This window comes from Sphingobacterium sp. UBA7625 (assembly GCF_002484085.1).
GTDB classification, from domain to species: Bacteria; Bacteroidota; Bacteroidia; order Sphingobacteriales; family Sphingobacteriaceae; genus Sphingobacterium; species Sphingobacterium athyrii.
Genome location: NZ_DLJD01000029.1, coordinates 55,407 through 75,240 on the forward strand (window position 1 = coordinate 55,407; position 19,834 = coordinate 75,240).

The window sequence follows — 19,834 nt, forward strand, 5'->3', positions numbered from 1 at the left end:
TAATAGGGCACAGAGACAATTTTCCCTTGCTCCTTAATCCTTAACCACATTTACAGACTAAAGTAAGGACTTTTTTTGTATTGCTGGTAATCTTATAGCGATTATCCATGCGATATTTGGCAAGCCAAAGAATATCCCCATTTCCGTTCACCAGAATAGGAATGTTTTCCTTTTCAAATAAACTGATTTTCTTATTGATGAAAAAATCACTCAGCTTTTTTCGCCCATCCATGCCCAAAGGATAGAAGCTATCTCCGATCTTCCATGAACGGATTGTCAATGGAAAGACAAGCAGATCATAATCGAATTTTGCAATCTCCCTACTCGTATTAATCGCAAGTTCTGTAGAGATCCCTGCATGGAAACAATATTGTTTCCATTCCACCGTCGATGTTTCAGAGGTAATGATCGCCTCGTCCGACGATATAAACTCCTTCTCTTTGATAAAAAGTTCATTTCTATCCAAAAGCATATGATAGCAATCCGATTGAAAGATACGCCCTGATTCCCGTCCCCAGGCTTGCTGCAAATCACTTAACACGGCTTTAGAAAAATTAAAACCGGAAAACAACTCGTACAATAAGGGCAAATTGTTCAAATGTTCTTCCAGATCTTCTTTGCGCACTACCCAACCATCACCTGTAGACCGAAAAAGTTTATTCCGGATCGGTTCGACAAATTGCTGTAGCAATTGATAAGATTCCTTAAAGTGTGTAATATTCTGTTCAAAAATCTGCTCAAAATCGGGTTGTAGCTTTTTGAAATGCGGAATGATATCGATTCTTATCTTATTGCGCGCATACTTTGTCGAAAAGTTAGATTGGTCATCCCGATAAGCAATACTATATTCCTGAACGTAATATTCGATTTCACTTGCTTTAAGGAATAAAAGCGGCCGAATGATGCGATCTCTTACAGGCAAGATGCCCTGAAGTCCTTGCAGACCAGTTCCACGTGAAAGATTTAACAAGACGGTTTCAATGTGATCATTGAGGTGTTGAGCGACAGCAATTCGGTCAAACTGAAGTTGCTCACGAAGTTGTTCAAACCAGCGATAACGAAGTTCGCGTGCAGCCATCTGAATGGAAATTTGATTTTCCTTGGCATAGGTCTTGGTATCAAACTGGTTGACAAATATTGGAATTCCATTATCAGCAGCAAATTTTCGAACCAAAGCTTCGTCCAGTTCGGAGTCCTCTCCACGCAACTGGAAGTTACAGTGCGCAATAGCGATATTAAAGCCGGCTTTTGCGAATAAATGTGCCATCAGCATCGAATCTTTTCCCCCACTTACCGTAAGCAATATTTTGTCATGAGGCATCATTAAATGCTCCTTTTCAATATATCCCTTTAATCTTTCCAGCACATTCATACAACAAAGTTACGGTATATTTTGGCTGAATGATAAATTCACATCTTAAAATTTGTGAAATCCAATAAAGTAGCAATTAAAATCCATATTTTTGCCCTTGTGAGACAATACATTTTTACCCTGATTGTATTAATTTTAACTGGCTTGACGGTGCAAGCCCAGAAACAGGACGAATTAAAATTACTTTCTTCGTCGCATATTATTACTGGAAAGAACGGCAACGTCGTTTTCTACCGTCCCGTATATGAACATGTTGGTTCGACCTTATCCTCTGACAGTGGGTATTTACATAATGATAAACTGGGTCGACAATTCTTCGAGGCCTATGGAAATGTAATCATCACCCAACCTGATGGCACACAGATATTTTCCAATAAGCTGCATTATGAAGCAGCCATGCAATTAGCGACATTAACCGGAGCAGTGCGTATGGTCAGTACCAGCGGATCAATATTGACCACCGATCATCTTGTTTATAATATGCGTAGTAAAATTGGAAATTACTATAGCGGTGGACGTATTCTCTCCGGAAGTGACACGATCACCAGCCAGCGCGCAACCTATTTCGAAAATACCGGCGAATCTTATTTTAACCAAAAAGTTGTTGTCCGATCGACGAATGTAAAAGTCTATACAGACTCCATGAAATACAATGGCAACACCCGAATAACAGATTTCTACGGCCCTACAAATATGAAAGGGAATAAAGGCGAAAATCTGTATACGGAAAAAGGCCGTTATCATATGGCTACCGGTCAGGCCTATTTTTCTAAGAACAACCTTTATACAGAAGGCACCAAATTCCTAAAAGGAGATAGTCTTTTCTACGATAGACAAGTTGGCATCGGTAAAGCCGTGAAAAATGTTGTCTTTGTGGACACATTGGACAAATTCTATGCATATGGTGGATATGGACTCTATAATGGAAAAAATGAATCCATCACGATGACAGACAAACCCTTGGTGGTTTCGGTGGTAAAAAAGGATTCGACCAAAAAAGATTCTGTCTCCTCGTTCTCACCTGTACAGAAAAAGTCTGAAAAGGAACTGAAAAAAGAAGCAAAGGAATTAAAGAAAGCTGAAAAAGAAGACCAGAAAGACAAGGAAAAAAATAACAAAGCAGCGCTTGTCACCGATAAGGACCCTAAGAAGACCGTAGCGGAAAATAAGAATTTCATCGGCAAGGATGAGAAACTAAAAGAAAATTCCGAGATGGACTCTGTTTTTATGACTGCCGACACCCTATTCTCACAGATGATCTTCCGGCGAGATTATATCGCACGGGATTTTAAATTAGATCGAGAAGGGGGAGCCATTGAAGAAGACAATGAGGTCGATTATGGTGATACAGATTCTACGTCCACCGATATAGATTCAACCAATGATTTACGACAAGCAGCCGATAGCTTAAAAAAAGGTATAGACAGCCTACATAAGAAGGAAATCAAACAACCCACCCCTGGCAAGGAAATCAAAAAATCAGCAGATACTACCATCACTAAAAGGCAGAATATTGCAAAGAAACAACCGGTGATCGTAGGTGATCAAAATCGGATTGAGATTGAAAAAAATCTGAAAGCCGATAGTGTATTACGCAAAAAAGCAATCATCCCGAAAGGCGGGGAATCGGATCAGATTATGGGTGCCGCATTGAAAAATGCGCAAGGCGGGAAAAAAGATTCTTTGGCTCAGGATACCGCAAAAACGAGAATTCTGAAAGCCTACTATAATGCCCGATTATTCAAATCCGATCTGCAGGCGGTTGCCGATTCCATGTATTATGGTATGCAGGATTCGATGTTTAGGTTGATGGGAAAACCGATGATGTGGGCTGAGAATTCGCAGATATCCGGCGATACAATCTTCTTGCAGGTCAAAAATCAAAAACTGGACAATTCCCTTTTAGTCGGAAATGCATTTATGGTCAATGCCACAAGCGATTCATTAAAATTCAATCAGATCAAAGGAAGAAAAATTACCAGCTTCTTTACCAATAACCGGATGGAACGCCTCTTTGTGGATGGAAATGCTGAAAACATTTTCTATAATATCGACGAGAAAACGAATGTAACCACAGAACTCGTTCATGACCGAAGCAGCCGTTTCAAAATTCTGATGGAGGACAATAAACTCAAAGAATACGTTTCCATCCGAAAAGTCGATGGCAAGGTCTATCCGATAGCAGAGGTTACCGCGGACAAAGAGTTTCTGCCAAACTTTACATGGCGTCCTGAGGACCGTCCTAAATCGAAAGCGGATCTATTAAATAGAAAACGTGACCTTTCCAAGTCATCTTTCACCGCTCCGACAGAAAAAGAAACGGAGGAAAATGGGAAAATGAAATCCAAGCCTAAAGAGGATAAGCAGGGTCAGGAGAAGAAAGGGAATGACACGAAAGCCGGAGCAAAAGCTGTTTCGAATAAAACCAGCAGTACGCCTAAAGCAACAAGCCCCGAAGCAACAACGGCTAAGCCGCAAGTAAAAAAAGACATTACGCCAACAACCGATAAAACAGCTGTAAAACGAGATTCAACGAATTTAAAACCGTTGACAGGAGCAGCTCCAGATAGCACCCAAACGTCCAAAAAGAAAGAGACGAAATAGACCATATAAAAAGGTAAACACAAACGGGGCAAAANNTTTTGCCCCGTTTGTGTTTACCGTAAAGGATAAAGTTTATCAACTAAAATTGCGCCTAAGCATTATTTTGTTTTTAGATATTCAGCAAGCTTGCCGACAGCAATCGCACGATGACTGATCGCGTTTTTTTCTTGGGCGCTCATCTCAGCAAAAGTTGTGTTGTAGCCATCAGGGATAAAAATCGGGTCATAACCGAATCCATCCACTCCCCTACGCTCTTTAATGATTTGGCCTTCGATACTTCCCTCAAAAAAATGCTGTTGTTCATTCAGGTATAACGAAATAACGGTTTTGAATCTAGCCGTACGGTTTGGATTATCGCCTAATTTTTCCAGCACAAGATCAATATTCTTTTCCATATCCCTAGAGCCCGAATAACGTGCCGAATACACTCCCGGTTCACCATTTAAGGCATCTATTTCCAGGCCCGAGTCATCACCAAAACAGTAAAGCCCATATTTGTTGACCAAATAGTCCGTTTTTTGCTGTGCATTTTCTTCAAATGTTACCCCGGTTTCCGGTATATCATCCTGACAGTCAATATCGTTTAAACTTTTAATAACAAAAGCATCTCCCACTATTGCCTGAACTTCGTTCAATTTATGGGCATTATTCGTTGCAAATACAAGTTCTAGCATCTTCTTCAATTTTATATTGCCAAAAGTAAAAAATCTTATTTAGAAAGGTGGCAAGCATTCTGATTGGCTATATAGCTTTTTGAAATCAAGAAGCTATAAATGTTTTAAACTCGTTCCAGAACAGTTTCTTTTTATTGATATCGGCAAACATCTCCTCAAAGCTAAAGGTATTGAACACCGTGGCTATGCGCCCTTTCATATAAGAATTGTGTTCGATCGGAGGAAGCTTTAAGGATGCGGGCTCCACACCCAATAGAATAATCTTTGTTGGTTCAAAAAAAGCCATAATCCGCTTAAAATCGTTGGGATTATGTGCATTGGCTAAATTGACCACCGCCACAGTTTCCTTCGTTAACTTTAAAGCACCAATCGTTTTTTCAAATGCTTCACCTGCTGCTGGAGAAAAATAAGGATATGCTACATAACGCAGAATAAAGAGTATCCCCTGATCTTTGTTGCCCTGATAAATAAATTCTCCGCCAAACACCTCCAGTGCATTGCCGCTACCCTTTTGATCTTTTCCGCTCCCTAGCGTACTCGATTCAATGTTTTTGTCTGAAATAACTGGCGTAGCGAATTGATCAACCGAGGGAATTCCAACAGCGACATATTCCGTATCCTTTGCTTTGGCTACAGCTTCCGGTTCCGACCGGAAATCATACCCATTAGAAAAAATAGTTTCATCCATTAAGGCTTGAAGGGCTACCGGATTATCTGTTGTTAAATTGCTCATCGTCTGAAAAAGAAATAGTGGAAAGTAAAGATAAACAAGAAAAGAATAAAAGAAAAGGAGCAAGGAATAAAGAACTTGCCTGAGCCAAATTCTTTGTTCCTCACTCCCCTTTCTCTATAAAAAAGATTAATGCCCTAAGATATAAGAGAAAATCAAAGGCGCTACGATTGTCGCGTCAGATTCTACAATAAATTTAGGTGTATCAATATCCAATTTACCCCAAGTGATTTTTTCATTTGGAACCGCTCCGGAGTAAGACCCATAAGAAGTCGTTGAATCAGAAATTTGACAGAAATAAGCCCAGAAAGGTACTTCTTCCCACTCCAAATCTTGATACATCATTGGAACGACACAGATCGGGAAATCACCGGAAATACCACCGGCAATCTGGAAGAAACCAACACCTTTACCTGCAGAATTATTACGGTACCATTCCGTCAAATAAATCATGTACTCAATACCCGATTTAACGGTGCTCGCTTTCAATTTACCCTTGATCACATTTGACGCGAAGATATTACCTGTAGTCGAATCTTCCCATCCCGGACATACAATAGGCAAATTTTTCTCCGCAGCAGCAACAATCCATGAATCTTTTGGGTCAATTTCATAGTATTGCTCCAATACACCAGAATTAACGACCTGATACAAAAACTCATGTGGCAAGTAACGCTCACCTTTCGCTTCAGCAGCATGCCACACATCTTCAAGATGTTTCTGCAAACGACGGAAAGCTTCTTCTTCCGGAATACAAGTATCTGTTACACGGTTGTAGTGATTATCCAATAATTCTCTTTCTTGTTCCGCTGTCAAATCTCTATAATTCGGAATTCTTTTGTAATGTGAGTGAGCAACTAAGTTCATCACATCTTCCTCCAAATTAGCCCCAGTACAAGAAATAAAGTGTACTTTATCTTGACGGATCATTTCTGCCAAAGAAACACCCAATTCAGCAGTAGACATTGCGCCTCCTAGGGAGATCAACATTTTTCCACCATCCAAAAGATGTTCCTCGTAACCTTTTGCAGCATCTACTAATGCCGCTGCGTTAAAGTGACGGTAATTATGCTCAATAAATTGAGAAATAGGTCCTTTTTGAGTACTCATGATATTTTCTAACTTTTATAAAATAATAAGTACCGCAAAGGTACTGAATATTATCTATTTTAGGCTTCCTCTCCCACCAAAACAGCTATTGGCGGCTTATTTTTTAACAAATGTAAAAAAATAGCCAATTTTACTTCTTTAACAGTTTGGAGAAAAAGAAATATGCAGCCATTAAGAAAATGATAATAACAATAAGGACGACAATCTCCTGAGCGCCTATCCCCCAGTTCATACTATTCATATCTTCCTTATATAAGTTAAATCACCCATTTTTCACAGCCATCCAGAAATGCCTGGTCTATATCTGCGCCAATCCCCGGTTCGTCCGATATATGGATTTTGTATCCGTCATATTGAATCCCCCCGATGACCGGATCCTCTAGGTGCCCAACCATGCAGGTATCTAAATCAAAGAATTTGACATTGGGAGCCGCATAGGCGAAATGGACTTTAGCGGCTAATGCTAAACGAGACTCCAACATCCCACCGATCATACAGTTAATACCATATTCCGCAGCAACGTTATTAATTCTCAAAGCTTCTTGGATCCCCCCTGATTTCGAAAACTTAATATTGATGTAATCACAGGCATCTGATTTACAAAGTCGTTCCGCATCATGATGCGAATAGACAGACTCATCAGCCATAATTGGGACGATCGTCTCTGTGCGCAATTGAGGTAACAGTTCATCATTCCAGGTCCGCATAGGCTGCTCACAAAATTGAATTTTAAACGGTTCTAAGCCTTGTAAGGCTTCCACTGCCTCTTCGTAAGACCAGCCTTGGTTTGCATCAATCCGAATAGGCATCTCAAATCCGACCGCTTTACGAATTTCACGGATACGAGCCACGTCTGTTTTCGGATCCTTTCCCAGTTTGACCTTCAACATAACTGCCCCCTCATCCTGCAGACGCTTAGCTTTCATTGCCATCTCCTCTGGAGACGCTATACCCAGCGTTATATCCGTGGTTATCTCCCTTGTGGTTCCTTTTAAAAATTGATAAAGAGGTAAACCAGCATGTTTGGCCGCCAAGTCATGCAATGCGACATCAAAAGCAGATTTGATCGTTCGATTTCCTGCAATATACAAATCCAGTTCAGCCAGTCGTTCGGCGATGGCCAGCGGATCCTTTCCTTTCCAGATCTTGGCAAAATCACGAGCCAAAACCAGGCAGGTATCCTGCGTTTCTCCCACAATCATGGGGAATGCCGAGCATTCACCGACACCGTAGATTCCAGTATCGGTATATACACGTATAAAAGTATTCTGAGCATAATCCATGGTTCCGGTCGCAATAACAAATGGTTCCATCGGAATGCTGAGCCGGTATATCTCAATTTCAGTTATTTTCATCTTCTGTCTATAAATTAAGTCATTTTGATAGTGCACAAACGTTGTGCAATTCTTTGCCTAATTTATACATATTATTGCAATCCCACGATGCTTTTTCCATATCCAATAAAAATTTATCGCCAAATGATGCATTATTTGAGGATCGAAAAAGCGTGTTAACACAACAAAACAATAAATACAATATCCATAACAAAAACATTAAAAAGAAACAATAAAATCAAAACAATCACATTTTTATTAGAATATTTATAATTTTATTCATTTTTATTCCTATATTAGCAATGTATAATATTTGAAAAGGAAAGATGATTCAACAAAGACCGAAAACGGAGGGCCTTTACGACCCTAATTTTGAGCATGACGCCTGTGGAGTAGGCTTTGTCGCCCATATTAAAGGGAATAAATCACACGCACAAGTAAAAGACGCCTTGACCATGTTGGAGAACATGGAGCATCGTGGTGCCTGTGGTTGTGATCCCGAAAGTGGAGACGGAGCTGGTATCATGATTCAGCTGCCACACGAATTTTTGTGGGAAGAATGTATCAGCTTAGGAATACAGTTAGAGGAACCGGGATATTATGGAACAGGAATGGTATTTCTTCCAAAAGAAGAAGACATGAACAAAATATGTCGGGACTTGATTGAGGAAGCGGCAGCCGAAAGGGGTATGAAATTCCTTGGCTACCGTCCAGTACCAGTCAATCGTGAAGGTATTGGACCAACAGCGCTCAGTGCCGAACCTGAAATCGTCCAATTTTTTGTTAGCAGACCGGACGGCGTTTCAAACACAGAAGAATTTGAACGCAAACTTTTTGTTCTACGTCGCCTGATCATTCAAAAAGTTAAACAGCAACAAGAATACCCTCTCCCACTTTACTTTGCATCACTTTCTTGCAAAACTATCATTTACAAAGGTCAATTAACAACATACCAAGTCGGCACCTATTACCTTGATTTACGCGATCCTCGTGTGGTATCCGCGTTTGGATTGGTACACTCACGCTTCTCGACCAATACTTTTCCTTCCTGGTCACTAGCACAACCGTTCCGTATGTTGGCCCATAATGGTGAAATCAACACCTTAACAGGTAACCTCAATTGGTTTTACGCTGGAATGCGTGCCCTTTCGTCACCTTATTTCACCGAAGACGAAATGGAAATCCTGCTTCCTATCGTTGATCGGGGCCAGTCGGATTCAGCCTGTCTTGACAATGTTGCCGAGTTGCTTTTACACAGTGGCCGTAGCCTGACACACGTCATGTTGATGTTGGTACCTGAGGCATGGGATGGTAATACCCAAATGGATCCACTGAAACGTGCATTCTACGAATACCATGCAACCTTAATGGAGCCTTGGGATGGACCTGCAGCACTATGTTTTACCGATGGTAAACATATCGGGGCAACACTAGACCGTAACGGTTTACGCCCATTACGTTATGCTGTAACTTCGGATGACCGTGTTGTCGTTGCTTCCGAAGCCGGCGCCCTTCCGATCGAAGAATCTACCATTATTAAAAAAGGCCGCCAACAGGCAGGCAAGATATTTCTCGTCGATATGGAGCAAGGCCGCATCTTAACAGACGATGAAGTAAAAGATCAATTGATCAACCAACAACCTTATAGCGATTGGTTGGACAACTATAAAATCAAGCTAGAAGAACTGGAAGAACCTCGTGTCACCTATACCTATCTTTCCAAAGAATCCGTTTTCAAATATCAGAAGACATTTGGTTTCTCCAGAGAAGACCTCGAAACAATCCTGACGCCAATGGCATTGACCGGATACGAACCAACTGGTTCGATGGGTTCGGATGTTCCGCTCGCTATTCTTTCCGATCAGCCACAACATATCTCAAGTTACTTTAAGCAATTTTTCGCACAAGTAACCAACCCACCGATCGATCCGATCCGCGAGCGTTTGGTTATGAGCTTGGCAACCTTTATCGGTAATGCAGGCAACATCCTGATCGAGGACAAAAAATTCTGTCACTGCGTGACCTTACCTCATCCGATCCTAACATCCAAAGAACTTGAAAAATTACGTTCTATTGATACCGGATTGTTTCAGGCAAAAACCATTCAGTCCTATTTCCGTTCAGACGGAAAGCCGGGTTCGCTGGAAGCAGGTTTAGAGCGTCTATGCAGATATGCCGATGACGCTGTACGTGATGGTTTTCAGGTATTGATACTTTCGGATCGCGCGATAGATTCCAAACATGCGGCAATCCCTTCTTTGCTTGCTGTATCAGCAGTTCACCACCACTTGATCAAGACCGGTAACCGTGGTGCTGTAGGACTAGTTGTCGAAGCCGGCGATGCTTGGGAAGTACACCACTTCGCCTGCCTATTGGCTTTTGGTGCCACAGCGATCAACCCGTATATGGCACTGGCAAGTATCCGTACCATGAAGGAACAAAACACCTTGGATACCGAACTTACCTGGCCTGAGCTATCCAAAAACTACGTAAAAGCAGTTAACAACGGTTTGTTGAAAATTTTCTCCAAAATGGGGATATCAACATTGCAATCTTATCACGGAGCACAAATCTTTGAAGTACTTGGTATCGACAAATCTGTTGTTGATAAATTCTTCTGTGGCGCAGTATCCCGTATCGGTGGTATGACACTGGATGATCTGGCCAAAGAGGCTTTATCTAAACACTGGCGTGGATTTGAAAAAAGCCGTACACCACAAAATCTTCTGCCAGAAGGTGGTATCTATCAATGGAAACGTCGTGGCGAAGGTCACTTGTGGAATCCAGATACCATTCACTTATTGCAGCAAGCATGCCGGACCGGAGACTATGCCACGTATAAAAAGTATGCAACCAAGATCAACGAACAGAAAGAACATATGTTTACCCTTCGTGGACTTTTGGATTTTGCTAAACATCGCAATTCCATTCCATTGGAGCAAGTTGAGCCGGCAAGTGAAATACTAAAACGCTTTGCTACCGGAGCGATGTCCTTTGGATCTATCTCCCACGAAGCACATAGTACCCTTGCCATTGCCATGAACCGCATCGGCGCAAAATCTAACACCGGTGAAGGAGGGGAAGATGAATTGCGTTATCAACCTCTTCCAAATGGGGATTCCATGCGTTCGGCAATTAAGCAAGTCGCTTCTGCGCGCTTTGGTGTCACCTCCAATTACCTGACACAAGCGGATGAATTACAGATCAAAATGGCACAGGGTGCTAAACCGGGTGAAGGTGGTCAATTACCGGGGCCGAAGGTGGATGCCTGGATTGCGAAAACCAGACACTCTACACCAGGCGTCGGTCTGATTTCCCCGCCACCACATCATGACATCTATTCCATCGAAGATTTGGCACAGTTGATCTTCGATTTGAAGAATGCGAACCGCCAAGCGCGGATCAATGTCAAATTGGTATCTAAAGCCGGTGTAGGAACGATTGCCGCCGGTGTTGCTAAAGCACATGCTGACGTTATCCTCATCGCAGGTTTTGACGGCGGAACAGGTGCCTCACCGATCAGTTCGATCAAACATGCCGGATTACCTTGGGAACTGGGCCTTGCCGAAGCACATCAGACGCTTGTGAAAAACAAGCTGCGTAGCCGTGTGGTCTTACAGGCCGATGGTCAGGTAAAAACAGGTCGCGATATCGTTATTGCAACACTTTTAGGCGCCGAAGAATGGGGTGTTTCCACAGCTGCCTTGGTTGCTGGAGGTTGTATCATGATGCGCAAATGTCACCTAAATACCTGTCCCGTCGGTGTAGCCACACAAGATCCTGAATTGCGCAAACTTTTCTCCGGAAAACCTGAAGATATCGTCAACCTATTCACTTTCCTTGCCGAAGAAGTACGCGAGACCATGGCATACCTCGGCTTCCGCACCATCAATGAAATGGTAGGCCGTGCTCAGTTCCTCAAAAAACGGGAGAACATCGACCATTGGAAAGCAAAGAAAATCGACTTTACAGATATTCTCCATGTTGAGCGCAATGAACCCGGACAATCGTTGTACAATACAGAAGAGCAGGATCACGGCATGGCCATGATTTTGGACTGGGGATTATTGAAACAATCCAAACTAGCGTTGGAAAGCAGAACACCGGTTTTTGGAACGTTCAAAGTAAAAAATACCGACCGTACCATCGGAACAATGCTCTCCAACGAGATCTCCAAATTATACGGCTCTGAAGGCTTACCGGATAACACGGTCAATTTCAAATTTGAAGGATCGGCAGGTCAGAGCTTTGGTGCATTTTCAACAAAAGGACTCTCTTTTGAATTGCAGGGCGAAGCCAATGACTATGTTGGTAAGGGCTTATCAGGTGCACAGTTGGCCATTTATCCGGTAACGGAAAGTGCCCTTGTACCTGAAGATAACATCATTATCGGCAACGTCGCACTATTCGGAGCCACTTCAGGACACCTATTTGTCAATGGCCAGGCAGGCGAACGTTTCGCTGTGCGTAACTCCGGAGCTACTGCTGTCGTTGAGGGTGTAGGCGATCACGGTTGTGAATATATGACGGGTGGACGGGCACTGATCCTCGGCGCGACAGGACGCAATTTTGCAGCCGGAATGAGCGGTGGTATTGCGTGGATTTATGACATCAATGATGATTTCCGCGAAAACTGCAATCAGGAGATGGTGGACCTGGATCCATTGGAAAGTGAAGATGAAACAGCAATTATTGCCCTATTGAAACGTCATGTATTGTTGACCAATAGCCGTAGAGCAGATTTCATCTTACAGAACTGGGCCCGCGAGAAAAATAAATTTATTAAAGTATTCCCTAGGGAATATAAAAATGTCATTCGTCAAAAATTAGTTGAAGCATAAAATAGGAAGCACAGATCATGGGAAAAATTACAGGTTTTAAAGAATTTGAGCGCGTGCTTCCAACAAAAGAAGCTGTTGAAGGCCGTGTGCAGCACTTCAAAGAATTTAATAAAGGATATTCTGAGAATGAGCTGAATAAACAGGCCGCGCGTTGTATGGATTGCGGTATTCCGTTTTGTCATTCAGGCTGTCCACTGGGCAATGTAATTCCTGAATTCAACGATGCCGTATACGACGGTAAATGGGAAGAGGCTTATCAGATCCTGACCTCGACCAACAACTTTCCTGAATTTACAGGTAGAATATGTCCTGCTCCTTGCGAATCGGCCTGCGTATTGGGCATCCATAGCACACCGATCACCATCGAGGAAATTGAAAAGCATATCATTGAGATTGCATTCAAAAAAGGCTATGTAAAGGCCCATAAGAGCTATTTAAAAACGGGCAAACGTGTTGCCGTGGTCGGTTCCGGGCCAGCTGGACTCGCTGCCGCAGCACAATTGAATAAAGCGGGCCATGACGTCACTGTTTTTGAACGTGACGATCAGGTGGGCGGCTTACTCCGTTATGGTATTCCGGATTTCAAACTGGAGAAGTCTGTTATCGACCGCCGGATTAATTTAATGAAAGAGTCTGGGATCGAATTTAGCGTCAATACGGAGGTAGGAAAAGACATCAGCTTTTACGAATTGAAAGCTTATGATGCCGTAGTATTGGCTACTGGATCGACCGTCCCCTGGCACATGCAGTTGCCCGGACATGAAGCCAAAGGGATCCATTTCGCCATGGACTTCTTAAAACAGCAGAACAAAGAAGTCAGTGGCATCAGCATTGATCAAGAACGTATTTTAGCGACAGATAAACATGTGGTCGTGATTGGCGACGGTGATACAGGTTCGGACTGCATTGGTACCTCCAACCGCCACCGGGCCAAAAGTATTACACAGATCGCCCGTAAACCAACACCTGCAAAAGAGCGTTTAAGAAACAATCCCTGGCCGATGGACAAAGTGACCTTCGGAACCTCCTCTTCACAAGAAGAAGGCTGTGAACGTCTTTGGGCAACGGAAACACAAGAGTTTGTTCACGACGAAAATGGCCATGTCAAAGCGGTAAAAATTAAAGAAGTTGAATACGAAGTCGATGAATTTGGTCGCCGTACGAGACTGGGCGAATCCGAAGTTCGGGAAATTCCTGCCGATCTTGTTTTATTGGCTATTGGCTACAAACATACCGAGCAAAGACTACTGGAGCAGCTCGGTGTACGTGTGGATGAAAAAGGAAATATCCTGGCAAACGACAAAGATTACCAAACTTCAGTGGAAAATATCTTCACAGCGGGTGACTGCCGCAAAGGGCAATCCTTGGTGGTCTGGGCGATATCTGAAGGCCGGGAGTGCGCACGAAAAGTAGACGAATACCTCATGGGGTATTCCGAACTTGAAAGCAAGGATTTCTTGGCTACGCAACAAGCATAATTATAAATAATAATCCTCATATAACAAAAGCACCTTAAGGTGCTTTTGTTATATGAGGATATCCGCGCCCATTACTGAAAATCTCCCTCAGGGGAACGCAAAATACTCCAAGGGGAATTTACTTTGCTCTCAGGGGGATACACTTTTCCCTTAAGGGACTACAAAAAATTCTTAGGGGAATTTGATTTCCTCTCAGGGGGATACACTTTTCCATTAAGGGATTGCAAAAAATTCCTAGGGGAATTTACTTTCCTCTCAGGAGGATACACTTTTCCCTTAAGGGACTACAAAAAATTCTTAGGGGAATTTGATTTCCTCTCAAGGGGATAAACTTTTCCCTTAAGGGATTGCAAAAAATTCTTAGGGGAATTTGATTTCCTCTCAAGGGGACAAACTTTTCCCTTAAGGGATTGCAAAAAATTCTTGGGGGAATTTGATTTCCCCTCAGGGGGATACACTTTTCCCTTAAGGGTTTGCAAAAAATTCTTAGGGGAATTTGATTTCCTCTCAGGGGGATACACTTTTCCCTTAAGAGATTTCAAAAAATTCCTAGGGGAATTTACTTTCCCCTCAGGGGGATACACTTTTCCCTTAAGTTCAGGCTAGCCAGCCAGACCATCTAAAATCAAGCTCTACGCCATCCAAACACAGTTTATAAGAAAACATTTATTCCAAATCAATAATTATTAGGGATAAAATTCCGCCACATGGAGTTTTCCGCTTTTTGCATTTTGGCGGAATTTTACCCCCTCACGTCCTCTCCACTGTCGTATGTTGGTATCGTTGCTAGCTCAATAATTTATTTTAAACTTTTAACATTTAAAAATTATGAGTCAATCCAACTTTAGAAAAATGGAAATATCAAAAAATGCCTGTTTTATAAAGTCAGGCATTCTTTGATATTAACCAAAATAATTATTTCAACGGCGTTTTTAATTTAATAAAATAGATGCTATTCTTATCAACGGTTTTTATCGCCGGTAATATCTTCGATTTATAAATCCCCTCTCCCGTAACGCCAAAATCATCGTCGTTACATACAGCGATTAAAGATGAATTAATAACAGCCAATCCTTCGGCTTTGTCATGTGGATATAATTCTTTGATATCCTTCATTAAATCAGCCACCAAAGTTTTGGTAACAGGCTTAATATTATATTTCGCTAAGTTAGCAGCATCTTTTAGTTCTTCAACACTCTTACCATCAAAAAGTCTCCCTTTTTCACCGTTATTATCATCAGAAATATCCGTTGCACCCGCAAGATCTATCTGATAGATTTTTTTGAATACATCACCACGTGTTTCTTCTGTTGCATATGCTCCGTCACGTTCCAGCACAATAAAAGTGGAATTGGACACCGCAGCAATTTCACTGACAGCCTGTAGGTCAGACCGTTCCATCATATACACGTACTGCTTGGTATTTCCAGTTGCGATATCCATAGTGACAATGCGGATAATCAAGGAATTCTTCACCGCATCCTTGGATGGATTATAGAGTGGAAATTGCATCATACCGACCAAAGTCTTTCCATCCGGTGTAATGGTCAATCCCTCCATTCCACGATTTGGTCGACGTTTGGCAAAGACCAAGGGTAATTTCTTTCCTGTTGTCCAAGGATTGATCCGCTCAATCTCCTTTCCAGAAGCATCAAAGTGAACGATATGTGGTCCATATTCATCACTTACCCACCAAGAACCGTCAGCGGCTCTTGCCAAGCCCTCCGAATCGATGCCATCTTCGCTTTTTCCCAAATCCTTTCCATTCGTATCCAAAGCTTTCTCTCCCGAACCCCCTTTACCCTCAGGGTTCGGCAAGCCGTTCAATTTTACACCGTTTTTATTCTTTAATTCAATCGCAGACTCAAAAACCAGCACATTATCCTTTAATCGAAATTTACCGATCTGAGGGGTAAACATCGGGTTAGCAAAAACTTTACTATCTTTTTCTGTACCATCAATATTTGGCCCGCGATCTGTTAAGAGGTAAAACACTGTCTTATCATTCGGATCCTGAACCATGGAAGAGCCGTACCCGCCATTATATACCTTTACCTCACCAATCGTACCCAATACTTTTGGATCCATGGCTACAGCCTTATCCGGGTAAGTTAAATTGACAATCGGATCAATGATCTTTGATACATCATCCTTACTGCAGGAAGCAAACAAAAGAGCAATCCCCAATACACTGTATAATCTTTTCATAATTTATTCTATTATCCTGCAAACATAAACCTCGCATATTAGGGCATCATTAACAAACGTTTAAATAACTTACATCCACCGACCAAATCATAATGACAAATAAAAATAGATTGACTTTATGGAATTTCGTTTTTCATTGCATCAAAGAAAAAATAGACAAAGAAAAGATGAATCGTTGTTGATGGGGTGATACAAATGAAACAGCCTAAGACTGTGTGAATGCCCGAAAGAAACAATGAGCTGATGATTAAAAAAACGGACTAAAAACGTCCATTGATACCGATAAGACCAGACAAGTATGCCGCGGAAGGCAGCCTGAATATGTTAAAAAACAAAATAATTGATAAGCAAATCATTTCAAAGATGAAAAAGACAATATTAGCCCTCCTCATCCTATTGGTATTTTCCAATGTGGATATAAAGTCTCAAATAAAACCCACCCGTGAGGTGCCCAGCTTAAAAATAAAAAATGAGCAAGGTGTAGACGCAGCAAAACTCGTCGACCTAAAAGTAGCAGTCAATATTTTTGGAAATATTGCAAAAACATCAATGACCATGACTTTCGAAAACACGTCAAATCGGGATCTTGAAGGTGAACTTACCTTCCCGATGCCCGAAGGTGTCTCCGTCAGCGGCTATGCCCTGGATATCAACGGAAAACTACGTCAGGCGGTACCTGTGGACAAAAATAAAGGAACCGAAGTTTTTGAAAGTATAGAAACACGACGAGTAGACCCCGGGCTGCTTGAAAAAGTTGAAGGAAATAATTTCCGGACACGTATCTATCCTTTGCCTTCAAAAGGACGGCGTACCATTCAGATTAGCTATTCCGAGAACCTAATTCCAGAATCCGATCAGGCATTATACTATTATTTGCCTTTGAACTATAACTCCATTATTGAAAATGTTGAGCTGAACATCAACGTTTACCAAGGGAATAAAAAGCCGAGCTTTACTGAACAACCTGATGGATCCTTGGCATTTGCTGAACAAAACCATAACTATGCTGCCACATTACGCAAGCAACAGTTTAAATCCTCAAAAAATCTCGCAATTAAACTTCCTTTAAACGAAAACGCCACCTCAGGATTAAAACAATCCAACCAGGATGGCAGTTTTTACTTTCTAGCCAATGCGAAATTGGAAATACCTAAACAGACACAAAAAAAATGGGGCAACAGCCTCGCCATTATTTGGGATCGTTCACTAAGTTCAAAAAATAGAGATCTGGAAAAAGAGTTCAGCCTCCTGGATCAGTTTTTCAATGAAAATCAGAATATATCAGTGGATCTAGGCTATTTAGATATTCGTTTCAGCAAAGCCCGCACTTTTCAGATTAACAATGGAAACTGGACAGAATTGAAGGATTACCTGAAACAGACTGTTTATGACGGCGGTACCGATTATAGCCAAGTAAAGAGCGGAGTTCTACATGGCGCAAATTATCTCTTTTTCAGTGACGGACTTTCTACATTTGGCCAGGGCAAAATTGTACTTGACCAGCCTACTTATTGCATTACCTCCTCAACCAGCTCAGACTATGCCAATCTCAAACAGATTGCCCAGACTCATTATGGGAAAATGGTCAATTTGACAAATACAACGATCACGCAAGCCTATAACATGCTAAATTCAATCGATCAACTCTTTTTGGGAGTAAAAGAACAATATGCTTTTACCGAAATCTATCCCGAAAAAGGCTCACCTATTCAATCCTATTTCTCTGTTTCGGGACTTGGTAAAAACAGTGATGCAAAAGAAATCACACTTTTAATTGGTGATGGAACAGACCAAATCAAAGAAATCAAAGTTCCATTAAAGCCTGACAATGGCGAGATTGATCTGCAACAGATTTGGGCGCAGAAGAAAATAGAGGCATTGGACATCCAATATGAAGACCACCGTGAAGAGATTGAAGCGATCGGAAAACAATTTGGCATTGTCACCCGGAATACAAGTTTAATCGTACTTGAAAATGTGGAAGATTATATACGCTATGCAATTACACCACCAGCAGAACTGCTTCCCGAATTCAATCGACTCAAAAAAGAAGAACGCATAGAAAAGGAAGAACGCGTAGCGGATCTATTATCTCAGGCCCAAAGTATCACCGAGCAACTCCAATCTTGGGGGAATACCGACTTTCAGCAAAAAACGAAATACCCACAACGGGGGCGATCGCGTCGGACTACAGATTCCATCGCTGCGGGAGACGAGCCCCTCCCAACTACCGTTGCTCCCTCCGTGCCGTCCCGTCCTTTGGCAAACGCGGTGCCTACCCCCATGGTTGTGGAATCCAGATCAGCAGAAGGTGCTACAAACAAGAGCCTGTCTGTGTCCGCCAATTCAAGAGCAGCTAACGCAGCAGTCAGCGCTCAGGAGGAAGTGGTTAGTAAAGATGAACTTATGGAAGCCGTCACAGTAAATGCTGTTCAAGCACTAGAAGAGCGAGTCGCTGGAGTACAAGTAACGAATCCCCGCAATCAGGTATCTGGAAAAATAAGTATTCCCGAAATTAAGGAAGACAATACTTACCTAAAGGAGCTTAATCAAGCCAAAGATCCTTACAAAAGCTATCTTCAGCTTCGGGATCAGTATATGGGTACACCAACGTTCTATTTTGATGTCGCCAATTTCTTTTTCAAAAGGGGAGATAAACAAAAAGCATTGCTTATCCTGAGTGCCATGGCAGACCTGCAAATTGAAAATGCTGACCTTTATAAAACCATTTCATACAAACTCAGGGAATGGGGAGACGTCGACAACGCGTTGTACATAACCGGTAAAGTATTAAAATGGCGACCAATGGATCCACAGAGTCATCGTGACTACGCCTTAGTATTACAGGATAAGGGCCGTTACAACGAAGCCTTGGAAGAACTTTATGGCATCTTGATACAAAACTATTCAGCGGAAGCCGCAAATAGAGATGATGGCATTGAAGAAATCCTTGTCATGGAGATCAATAACCTCATTAAACTTCAGAAAAACGCAACTGCAAAAGTTGCTGTGGAGAAAAAGCTGATTGCCGACCTACCCGTTGACATGCGCGTAGTCATCAACTGGAATTCCCAAAACACCGATATCGATCTTTGGGTAACTGATCCAAACGGGGAAAAATGTTTCTACAGCAACCCCGCAACAGCAATTGGGGGTCGTCTTAGTAACGACTTTACCGGAGGATATGGTCCAGAACAATTTTTATTAAAGAAAGCGTTAAAAGGAAAATATAAAATAGAAGTTGATTTCTACAACGATAGTTCGCTGACCTTAGCCGGTCCCGCTGCTGTTCTGGCAGAAATCTACACCTATTATAGTACTGGGAGACAGGAACGTAAACTCACGACGATTTACCTTGACAGGGATCAGGAGAGAAATGTTCTGGTAGGTGAATTTGCCTTCTAATTTGCCCGACAATTGAATTCTTGATATGGTGAACAATCAAAGGCGAACCACGGTCAGGAACAAGAATGTGTACAACAA

The 19,834-nt window shown here is 42.0% G+C and carries 10 protein-coding genes; 4 read left to right on the forward strand and 6 right to left on the reverse strand.

Going from position 1 to position 19,834, the window contains the following annotated elements; translation table 11 throughout:
• Nucleotides 1-40 precede the first annotated feature (40 nt).
• Nucleotides 41-1,372, reverse strand: a complete 1,332-nt coding sequence (gene tilS / locus B4G94_RS13530; RefSeq protein WP_286859517.1) for a tRNA lysidine(34) synthetase TilS — start codon at nucleotides 1,370-1,372, stop codon at nucleotides 41-43.
• A 99-nt stretch (nucleotides 1,373-1,471) separates the two neighbouring features.
• On the opposite strand from tilS, the gene B4G94_RS13535 reads away from it, so the two are divergent.
• Nucleotides 1,472-3,976: an OstA-like protein gene (locus B4G94_RS13535; protein WP_286859519.1), complete on the forward strand. Its 2,505-nt coding sequence runs from the start codon at nucleotides 1,472-1,474 to the stop codon at nucleotides 3,974-3,976.
• Between the two features lie 98 nt (nucleotides 3,977-4,074).
• Here B4G94_RS13535 and B4G94_RS13540 read toward each other — a convergent pair whose 3' ends face one another.
• The 4 genes from B4G94_RS13540 to B4G94_RS13555 form a co-directional block, all read right to left on the reverse strand.
• Nucleotides 4,075-4,650: a non-canonical purine NTP diphosphatase gene (locus B4G94_RS13540; protein ID WP_108635957.1), complete on the reverse strand. Its 576-nt coding sequence runs from the start codon at nucleotides 4,648-4,650 to the stop codon at nucleotides 4,075-4,077.
• Between the two features lie 85 nt (nucleotides 4,651-4,735).
• A complete protein-coding gene (locus tag B4G94_RS13545; RefSeq protein ID WP_286859521.1) occupies nucleotides 4,736-5,383 on the reverse strand; it encodes a hypothetical protein in 648 nt (215 codons plus the stop codon).
• A 126-nt stretch (nucleotides 5,384-5,509) separates the two neighbouring features.
• Complete coding sequence (locus B4G94_RS13550) at nucleotides 5,510-6,490, reverse strand: deoxyhypusine synthase family protein (protein WP_046674101.1); 981 nt, start codon at nucleotides 6,488-6,490, stop codon at nucleotides 5,510-5,512.
• A gap of 257 nt (nucleotides 6,491-6,747) precedes the next feature.
• Nucleotides 6,748-7,845, reverse strand: coding sequence for a mandelate racemase/muconate lactonizing enzyme family protein (locus tag B4G94_RS13555; RefSeq protein ID WP_286859523.1), 1,098 nt, complete (start codon nucleotides 7,843-7,845; stop codon nucleotides 6,748-6,750).
• A gap of 305 nt (nucleotides 7,846-8,150) precedes the next feature.
• Between B4G94_RS13555 and gltB the strand changes: the two genes are divergently transcribed.
• Together gltB and B4G94_RS13565 are read left to right on the forward strand one after the other, a co-directional pair.
• Entirely contained in the window at nucleotides 8,151-12,665 is a 4,515-nt protein-coding gene (gltB, locus tag B4G94_RS13560) for a glutamate synthase large subunit (RefSeq protein WP_286859524.1), read from the forward strand.
• A 17-nt stretch (nucleotides 12,666-12,682) separates the two neighbouring features.
• Complete coding sequence (locus B4G94_RS13565) at nucleotides 12,683-14,143, forward strand: glutamate synthase subunit beta (RefSeq protein ID WP_286859526.1); 1,461 nt, start codon at nucleotides 12,683-12,685, stop codon at nucleotides 14,141-14,143.
• 915 nt (nucleotides 14,144-15,058) lie between these two features.
• Here the strand turns inward: B4G94_RS13565 and B4G94_RS13570 are convergent.
• Nucleotides 15,059-16,351, reverse strand: coding sequence for an esterase-like activity of phytase family protein (locus tag B4G94_RS13570; protein ID WP_286859527.1), 1,293 nt, complete (start codon nucleotides 16,349-16,351; stop codon nucleotides 15,059-15,061).
• Between the two features lie 363 nt (nucleotides 16,352-16,714).
• Between B4G94_RS13570 and B4G94_RS13575 the strand changes: the two genes are divergently transcribed.
• Complete coding sequence (locus tag B4G94_RS13575; RefSeq protein WP_286859528.1) at nucleotides 16,715-19,756, forward strand: VIT domain-containing protein; 3,042 nt, start codon at nucleotides 16,715-16,717, stop codon at nucleotides 19,754-19,756.
• Nucleotides 19,757-19,834 lie beyond the last annotated feature (78 nt).

What these genes read in the sequence shown, in the direction of transcription:
- tilS (WP_286859517.1), bottom strand. Translation starts at nt 1,372, where the DNA reads ATGAATGTGCTGGAAAGATTAAAGGGATATATTGAAAAGGAGCATTTA.
- B4G94_RS13540 (WP_108635957.1), bottom strand. Translation starts at nt 4,650, where the DNA reads ATGCTAGAACTTGTATTTGCAACGAATAATGCCCATAAATTGAACGAA.
- B4G94_RS13545 (WP_286859521.1), bottom strand. Translation starts at nt 5,383, where the DNA reads ATGAGCAATTTAACAACAGATAATCCGGTAGCCCTTCAAGCCTTAATG.
- B4G94_RS13550 (WP_046674101.1), bottom strand. Translation starts at nt 6,490, where the DNA reads ATGAGTACTCAAAAAGGACCTATTTCTCAATTTATTGAGCATAATTAC.
- B4G94_RS13555 (WP_286859523.1), bottom strand. Translation starts at nt 7,845, where the DNA reads ATGAAAATAACTGAAATTGAGATATACCGGCTCAGCATTCCGATGGAA.
- gltB (WP_286859524.1), top strand. Translation starts at nt 8,151, where the DNA reads ATGATTCAACAAAGACCGAAAACGGAGGGCCTTTACGACCCTAATTTT.
- B4G94_RS13565 (WP_286859526.1), top strand. Translation starts at nt 12,683, where the DNA reads ATGGGAAAAATTACAGGTTTTAAAGAATTTGAGCGCGTGCTTCCAACA.
- B4G94_RS13570 (WP_286859527.1), bottom strand. Translation starts at nt 16,351, where the DNA reads ATGAAAAGATTATACAGTGTATTGGGGATTGCTCTTTTGTTTGCTTCC.
- B4G94_RS13575 (WP_286859528.1), top strand. Translation starts at nt 16,715, where the DNA reads ATGAAAAAGACAATATTAGCCCTCCTCATCCTATTGGTATTTTCCAAT.